Origin of the sequence: Sodalis sp. (in: enterobacteria) (assembly GCF_047607725.1) — a bacterium.
In the GTDB taxonomy this organism is placed as follows: Bacteria; Pseudomonadota; Gammaproteobacteria; order Enterobacterales; family Enterobacteriaceae; genus JBLKSS01.
This window is the reverse complement of the sequence record NZ_JBLKSS010000206.1, coordinates 1-5,882: the sequence shown is the minus strand read 5'-3', so window position 1 is coordinate 5,882 and position 5,882 is coordinate 1. Positions and strand designations below refer to the sequence as shown.

The window sequence follows — 5,882 nt, the reverse complement described above, 5'->3', positions numbered from 1 at the left end:
TCATCGCCGGATTATCCATGATCTGACAGCCGTCCCTTATAGGATGCGGGTTCACTAGGCATCGTAGTGGAACATATTCTTACCGGGCCATACAACAAACCCACCAATAATTCAAGACGTCCTCCACGGGGCGCTTACCGTTAAACCGCCCGCTGACAACCGAAGCAATGTCCATAAACTATCCCGGCGCTCAGGAGCGTGCAGGGGGTCAGATGACCGTCGATGCCGGAGGGGCTAGCATTATTCCCGTGCGCCTGCCGCCGCGCTGAACGAAAAGTAGAATGGCGATAGGATCATATTAGCAGACATACAAGGGAAGCGGGGGCGCAAGGCACCGGCGTGAGCCGGCTTAGTCTCCCCCGGGCGTGGTCGCGCGCTCATGCTGGTGGCTGTGCAACATGCGTGAACGGGGAGACTCCTCATCGATATTGCTATCGCGACGGAAGTAGTCATAGGGTAACAACACCGAGTCCAATACCGCGGAGAAGGGTAAGTCAATGGCCGCCAGTGGGCGGATGCACCAGTTACTGTCTTTGTCGCGTAAAACCTGCATACTGGCGCGGGTGCCGGGATAATAGCCCTGATAGGGGCCGGTATGCGTCATGACGCTGGAGCAGCCGGTAGTGCCCAGCACGGTGCATCTTGCTGTTACGACAAACAAGACCTTTCACAAGACCTTTCTTAACATAACCTGTTCCGCATCCGTTGGGTTTACACTCGCAAAGCAACCTGCTCTCAGGATCGAATGAAATTGTGCTTGAACCACCCTGATGACGTAAGCTGTAACAGTTAGTGTAATAGAGATTGAATAAACCCAACGTAAATTTTACGGCAATTCCGATATTTTTTTCTTATTGCCTCTTGAAAAACCCGGCGGCGATCCCATTTAATTTACGTGACCAGAAATGGATACGCCGTATGGGTATTCCGGTTACTGACCTGTCCAATGGGAAGGTTATTGCACCCTCGCTAAATTTTGGAGGCTTTAAGCTATGCGTAATTTCGATTTTTCACCGCTGTACCGTTCCGCCATCGGTTTCGACCGCCTGGTTAATCTGCTGGAAGCAGGCCAGGGTCAGGGCAACGGCGGTTATCCCCCTTATAACGTTGAATTGGTCAGCGAAAATCAGTACCGCATCGCCATTGCGGTCGCCGGCTTTGCCGAAAGCGAGCTGGAGATTACCGCCCATGACAACCTCCTGACGGTTAAAGGCGCTCACGCCAGCGATCAAAGCGAACGCAACTATTTATACCAGGGCATCGCCGAGCGCAATTTCGAGCGTAAATTTCAATTAGCTGAACATATACAAATAAAAGGCGCCCAGTTGGCGAATGGCCTGCTGTTTATTGATTTGGAACGTGTGGTGCCGGAAACCTTAAAGCCACGCCGTATTGAAATAAAATAACGCCTCTCGGCCACAAACTTATACGCCCGCCCGTACAGGGGGGCTATCTCAACCCGATTGGCGGGTTGAGTGAATTATCTCGCTTCATAGAAGGAGTTAATAACATGCGTAACTATGATCTCTCTCCATTATTTCGTCAGTGGATCGGCTTTGATAAATTGGCCAGCAATATACAAGACAATTTTCAGGGGATGAGTTATCCCCCCTACAATATTGAGAAAGGCGATGATAACCATTATCGCATTACCTTGGCGCTAGCCGGTTTTACCCAGCAGGAATTGTCGATTGAGCTGGAAGGCCCGCGCCTGACCATCAAAGGTAAACCCGCGCTGGCGGAGAAAGAGGTGCATTATTTGCATCAGGGGCTGGTCTGCAAAGAATTCTCCCTCAGCTTCACGCTGGCGGAGCATAATGACGGTTACCCAAGCTGATTTCACCCACGGTCTGCTTAACATCGATTTGGAGCAGCATATTCCCGAATCCCTGCAGCCGCGGTGTGTTGCCATTGGGACCTCGGCGCAGCGACCGGCGCTTCAGGATCGCACCCTGGATGCTGAATAAGCCCGAACGGCCCGCGCTATTGCGCTAATGGCGCTCCGTTTACGCGGTCCCCGCCGCGATTGCCATTGCGGCGCAATCAACAGCGGCCGGCCGCAATGAAAAGCGGCGTCCGGCCGGGCCTTGCGCCGGTCGCGTCGCCACAAGCCCGTCATTTGCCTGACGGGCTTTTTTAATGGCGCTTTTACCCCACCGTCTCGCAATGGGCTCGCGCCACCTCTTCCGCCAGAATGGCAATGCTGCGCTCGATTTTTTCCGCTTCCGGCACATAATTCATGCGCAGGCACTGACGGCTGTGATGCCACTCTTGATCAAGCCCGGGGAAAAAGTAGTGGCCAGGCACCATCAACACGCCGCGCTGCTTCAGACGCTGGTAGAGCGCGTCGGTGGAGATAGGTAGATCGGGAAACCACACCAGAGAAATATCGCGCCTTCCGGCTTGTGGATCAGGCAGCGCGCCGGCGGCAGCCAGCGACGGATACAGGCCGATGGCCTCATCAACGCGGCGGCGATAAAACGGCCGGATAACGTCTTCGCACAGGCGTAGCAGATCGCCCCGACGAATCATGCTATTGAGCATTGCCGGCCCGATGCCGCCCGGCACCAGGCTGATAATGCCGTTGATATTTCCCAATGCCTTGATAACGGCTTCACCGGCGATGACGATGCCGCCGTGCACGCCCGGTAGTCCCAGCTTGGACAGGCTCATACACAGGATAATATTGGGATTCCACAGCAGTCGGGCGTCGGTGAAAATCAGTCCCGGGAACGGCAGTCCGTAAGCGTTATCAATTAGCAACGGTATCTGATGCTGCCGCGCCAGCGCGTCCAGCTTCAGCAGTTCCTCGTCGGTAATGACGTTGCCGGTCGGATTGGTCGGCCGGGAGACGCAGATAAGGCCAATATCTTCGCCCACCTTCAGATGCTCGAAATCCACATAGTATTTAAACTGGCCTTCAGGGAGCAGAGAGAGGGTCGGTTTCGTCACGACGAACATGTTTTCCTCAAGCCCCACATCGCTATAACCGAGATACTCCGGCGCCAGTGGAAACAAGACCCGGCGCAGCGTGCCGTCTTCACCACGGCCGGCAAAGATATTGAACAAATAGAAAAAGGTGCTCTGGCTGCCGTTGGTTAGCGCGATATTGGCCGCCGTGATGGGCCAGTCGAATTCCTTGCGCAACAGGGCGGCCAGTGAGGTCAGGAGGGTATCTTTGCCCTACGGACCGTCATAATTGCACCGCGCCTCGCTCATTGAGCCGTCGTCGAGCATCTCGCGCCACAAGGCGTTAAAGTACTGTTCCATCGCGGGGATCGACGCCGGATTGCCGCCGCCGAGCATAATGGCGCCGGGGCTGCGCAGGCCCTCGTTCATGTCGTCCATGAGTTGGGCGATACCGGAATGTTGGGTAAATTTATTGCCGAATCGGGAAAAGTCATAGCGTTTAACTGCGGATCCTAGTGGGCCAAACTGACACCTTACCTGTTGGCGCGCCACAGGCAACCCCCTTTTTGCTCTAACGGCAGCACGCTACCGCGCAAGCATGAGCGTGAAGGGGCGGCGCGCGGCCAGGCATCACCCGGGCCGTCAGCGCTCAGATAAGTTCCCGCGCCCGTAATTCGGTTTTCAGATAGGCGTAATAAATCGGTGCCGCCACCAACCCTTCCAGACCAAACGCCGCCTCGAAGATAAGCATGGCCAGCAGCAGCTCCCAGGATTTGGCATTAATACGGCTACCGACGATCTCGGCATTGAGGAAATATTCCAGCTTGTGAATCAAAATGAGGTACAGCACCATCACGCCGCCCACGCTCAAGGAGATGGAGAGCGCCGAGATGATAATCATGAAATTGGAAATAAGATTACCGATAATCGGCAACAGGCCGAAGATAAAAGTTGCCACAATCAGCGTCTTACCCAGCGGCAGGTGTACGCCGAACAGGGGGAACAGTACCAGAATCATCATCGATGTCAGCAGGGTATTAACCAGCGATACTTTGATTTGGGCGAAAACGATATTGCGAAACGCCTGAGAAAGATAATGCAGGCGCTCCAGCAGCAGCTGCGTAAAGTAGGTATTACGGCCGGACGGTTTATTGAGCGAAATCACCGCGCCAATGATGAGGCCGATAAAAATAGTAATCAGTCCATGCAAGAAAGAGCGGCCCATATTGCGGATAATGATCAAATTGGATTCGACCAGGGCGAAGAGCTGATCTTTCAGTTCTTCCGCGCTTTCGGGCAGAAATGAGGGGAAATAATCGGGGATGCGGTTCTTCACATCGGAAAAGATGCGGTTGGTTTCGGCGGTAATGTCGATACCGCGCTGAATGTCCGAGGTCAGGAAGCTTACCAGGCTCACGATACCCAGCGTCATGGCAATGACCACAAACGCGGCAATCAGCGTCACCACTATCCAGCGGGCGCGGCCGCTGCCGACCAGGCGTTCAAACCACGGCGTCAGCGAAATGATCACCTCATACGCCAGAAAGCCGGCGATAAAGCAGGGAAACAAATGCAGCGGGATGATCAGGGTGATAAAAAGAAACATCAACAGGTAAGAGGTCGCTTTCAGTCGTGTCTCACTTACGCTCATTCTTCTTTCCTTTCATTACTGGCCGGTTCCTTTATTGCGCGAATAGCAAATAGCATAGGCGGTAATCATAGCACCGACAGCTTAAACCGCAGCGTCATCGGTTTACGCTGGGCGGTAGAAAAAATGCCGCGGTCGTCGTGGGCGGTAACCGACCCGGCGATTTCTTAACCTGCCCGCGTCGCCCGGCCTGGCTGTGGCCGGCAACGGTGATCGCGGCGGTCTTAATGGCCGGGGATAATCTCCGAATTAACGCAATTTTTTTCCACCCGGCCGGTAAGGGCGGAGATGAGATTATTCACCGCGTCGGCGGCCATATTGTAGCGGGTCTCATGGGTGGCGGAACCAATGTGCGGCAGCGCCACGACATTGGGCAGGCGCAGCAGCGGTGATGTGGCCGGCAGCGGCTCTTGCTCGAACACATCGAGGGCGGCGGCGAGGAGACTGCGGTTTTCCAGTGCCGCAATCAGCGCCGCTTCATCAACCACCGGGCAGCGGGCCGCATTGATAAGGATGGCGCCGGGCTTCATTTTCGCCAGTTTATCGGTGTCGATTAAATGGTGCGTCTGTTCCGTCAACGGTAGGATCAGGCAGACGAAATCCGATTGTGCCAGGAGGGTATCGAGATCGCAGTAGCGGGCGTCGTAGCGCTTTTCCGCCTCGGGGTGCTGATTGCGCGCATAGTAAAGCACATCCATATCGAAACCGGCGTGCGTGCGCTGCGCCAGCGCCATGCCGATACGGCCCATGCCCACCACGCCAAGGGTCTTATGGTGGACATTGACGCCGTACCAATTTTCGTCAATGCTGCGCCGCCACTCGCCGGCTTTGACCCGCTCGGCCGATTCGACGACCCGGCGCGCGGGGGCGAGAGCACCAGCGAGCGCCATCAGCGTATCCGCCACGGTATCGGTCAGTACGGTCGGGGTATACATCAGGAGTACGCCGCGCGCGCTGAGCGCCTGCACATCGAAATTGTCGTAACCCACGGAAATTGTCGAGGCGGCTTTCAGCGCCGGCATACGATCAAGCCAGTGTGCTATCCACCTTACCGCCGGCGCCGATGAGGCCCACCGCGTTCGCCAGGGTCTGCGCGTGTTGCTGCATATTGTCGTCGGTAAGCCCGTCGAACGCCGTGACGCTGAAATGCTCATCGAGACGTCGGCGTAAATCTTCCTGGATGGATTGTAAGCGCCCCGTGGAGGACGTCTTGAATTATTGGTGGGTTTGTTGTATGGCCCGGTAAGAATATGTTCCACTACGATGCCTAGTGAACCCGCATCCTATAAGGGACGGCTGTCAGATCATGGATAATCCGGCGATG

At 55.4% G+C, this 5,882-nt stretch carries 4 protein-coding genes and 3 pseudogenes; 2 read left to right on the top strand and 5 right to left on the bottom strand.

Annotated elements, in window-relative coordinates; all coding sequences use genetic code 11:
• Positions 1 to 349: 349 nt before the first annotated feature.
• Positions 350 to 661 (bottom strand): YceK/YidQ family lipoprotein, encoded by a 312-nt coding sequence (locus ACMX3H_RS16300; RefSeq protein WP_415211570.1) that lies wholly within the window; start codon positions 659 to 661, stop codon positions 350 to 352.
• Between the two features lie 331 nt (positions 662 to 992).
• Here ACMX3H_RS16300 and ibpA point away from each other — a divergent pair, with 331 nt between their 5' ends.
• Both ibpA and ibpB read left to right on the top strand, forming a co-directional pair.
• Complete coding sequence (gene ibpA, locus ACMX3H_RS16295; protein ID WP_415211569.1) at positions 993 to 1,406, top strand: small heat shock chaperone IbpA; 414 nt, start codon at positions 993 to 995, stop codon at positions 1,404 to 1,406.
• A 104-nt stretch (positions 1,407 to 1,510) separates the two neighbouring features.
• Positions 1,511 to 1,967: pseudogene (gene ibpB, locus ACMX3H_RS16290) on the top strand (small heat shock chaperone IbpB).
• A 181-nt stretch (positions 1,968 to 2,148) separates the two neighbouring features.
• Here the strand turns inward: ibpB and ACMX3H_RS16285 are convergent.
• From ACMX3H_RS16285 to ghrB, 4 genes and pseudogenes are all read right to left on the bottom strand, one after another.
• Positions 2,149 to 3,171, bottom strand: a pseudogene (locus ACMX3H_RS16285) (pyridoxal phosphate-dependent aminotransferase); the annotation flags it as partial.
• A gap of 12 nt (positions 3,172 to 3,183) precedes the next feature.
• Positions 3,184 to 3,462 carry a hypothetical protein gene (locus ACMX3H_RS16280; RefSeq protein ID WP_415211568.1) on the bottom strand — a complete coding sequence of 93 codons (279 nt, stop codon included), beginning with the start codon at positions 3,460 to 3,462 and terminating at the stop codon, positions 3,184 to 3,186.
• Between the two features lie 97 nt (positions 3,463 to 3,559).
• On the bottom strand, positions 3,560 to 4,561 hold the full coding sequence (locus tag ACMX3H_RS16275; protein WP_415211567.1) for an AI-2E family transporter: 1,002 nt from the start codon (positions 4,559 to 4,561) through the stop codon (positions 3,560 to 3,562).
• Between the two features lie 221 nt (positions 4,562 to 4,782).
• Positions 4,783 to 5,740: pseudogene (ghrB, locus tag ACMX3H_RS16270) on the bottom strand (glyoxylate/hydroxypyruvate reductase GhrB).
• Between the last annotated feature and the right edge of the window lie 142 nt (positions 5,741 to 5,882).

Excerpts from the sequence above, each read along its gene's own strand:
- ibpA (WP_415211569.1), top strand. The coding sequence starts at position 993 with ATGCGTAATTTCGATTTTTCACCGCTGTACCGTTCCGCCATCGGTTTC.
- ACMX3H_RS16275 (WP_415211567.1), bottom strand. The coding sequence starts at position 4,561 with ATGAGCGTAAGTGAGACACGACTGAAAGCGACCTCTTACCTGTTGATG.